The sequence below is a fragment of the Aeromonas sp. R3-1 genome, from assembly GCF_040908345.1.
Taxonomy (GTDB): Bacteria; Pseudomonadota; Gammaproteobacteria; order Enterobacterales; family Aeromonadaceae; genus Aeromonas; species Aeromonas veronii.
The window spans coordinates 1-1,625 of record NZ_JBFODN010000167.1; the positions used below are offsets into that span (position 1 = coordinate 1).

The following is a 1,625-nucleotide window of genomic DNA, read 5'->3' on the forward strand; positions in this document are numbered from 1 at the left end:
GGCCACCCAATGGGTGGCCTCTTTTCTTATTGCTTCTTGTTGCCGGATGCTATTCGGCAGCGTCAGAGAGTGATCCCCTTGAGTGCCTGGGTCAGTTCGCTGGCGGTGGCTTTGAGCCCTTGTGTGCCGGCTACCGAGGCACTGGCAGACTCCTCCACCTGCGCCGCTTCATGGCGCACTTGATCCAGATTGTGGGTGATCTCGGCGGCGACCGAGCTCTGCTCTTCGCTGGAGGTGGCGATCTGGGTACTCATCTCCAGTACCGCATCGCTGTGGTTGCTCAGCTTTTCGATATCGAGCCCCACCTCGCTGATGAGCTGCTGGCTGCTGGCGGCACGCCCCACGGTTTTCTCCATGATCTCGTTCAGCGCGCCGGTACCGGTCTGCAGCTCTTCGATCATCTGCTGGATCTCCACCGTCGCCTGCTGGGTACGGCTGGCGAGGGTACGCACTTCATCTGCCACCACCGCAAAGCCGCGTCCCTGCTCACCGGCACGGGCCGCTTCGATGGCGGCGTTGAGGGCCAACAAGTTGGTCTGCTGGGAGATGGCGTTGATGACGTTGACCACCTCGTTGATCCGGTTGGCGTTGTGGGTCAGGCGCTCGACTGCGCCGGAGGCGTTGCCAATTTCGTCTGCCAGGGTGCGGATCGCTTCGATGGTGCGGGCTACCCGGTTGGCGCCATTGGCTGCCTCTTCGCTCGACTGGCGAGTCTGCTGCAGGGTGTCGTTGGCATTGCGCGCCACTTCGCGAATGGCGGCTGACATCTGCTCCATGGCGGTGGCCAGTGAATCCATGTGCTGGCGCTGGGAACGCGCCATGGTCTCGCCTTCGCGGGCATGGTCACGAAACTCGTCGGCGGCCATGGTCAGCGCTTCGGCAGACTCCTCCACCAGTTTGACGATCTGGTGCTGGCGGTCGGTAAAGCGGTCGATGCTGCCCGCCAGGGTGGAGAACTCGTCGCGCACCGGGAAGAAGTTGAGTCGGAAGGTGAGATCCCCATCCGCCACGGTTTGCAGCGCCTTGTTGGTGGAGTAGAGCGCACCGGAGACAAAGGTCATCATGTAGTGGATCACCAGCGCCATCAGGGCGGCCAGCGCGCCGATGAGGAGCAGGGTCGAGCCCTGACCCTCCCACATGGAGAGGTTGCCGGTATCGAGATCACCGGTGACGTAGCCCGCCTGACCCGCTGGCGCGCTAAAGAGGTAGTGATCCCCTTGCTGCTGCAACCCGCTGCTGCCTTGCCGGGTCAGACGCAGATCAGCAGGCAATACCAGAGTGGGCTGCTGGCTGACCAGCTGCGCCGTGGTCTCGACCCGTTGTTGCAACTGCGCTACCCGCAGGGAGATCTCCTGCTGATGGCTGGCCGCCAGCATATACCAGCTGAGAAAGGCGATGATGAAGAGAGGTAACCAGAACGCGATATGGAATTTTTCACTGATGGTGAGGTGAATGAGATAGCGGTCAACCCACCGGAATTTAACTTCTTTCATAATGGAGCTGCATCCTGCAGAGATAGAGTGTCTGGCACATTATCGTCTCGGGAAATTTTTTCTTAAGCGGAAGGTGTGAGAAATGGGAGAGCAATCGTTTGTCATTCGGGTGTGGGGGCAGGTGCAGGGGGT

General features: G+C 60.7%; 1 protein-coding gene. It reads right to left on the reverse strand.

Features of this window, described 5'->3' with window-relative positions; all coding sequences use genetic code 11:
* Positions 1-62: 62 nt before the first annotated feature.
* The gene (locus AB5Y85_RS10295; RefSeq protein WP_110303722.1) at positions 63-1,493 is read right to left on the reverse strand and encodes a methyl-accepting chemotaxis protein; all 1,431 of its coding nucleotides are present in this window, start codon (positions 1,491-1,493) and stop codon (positions 63-65) included.
* Positions 1,494-1,625 lie beyond the last annotated feature (132 nt).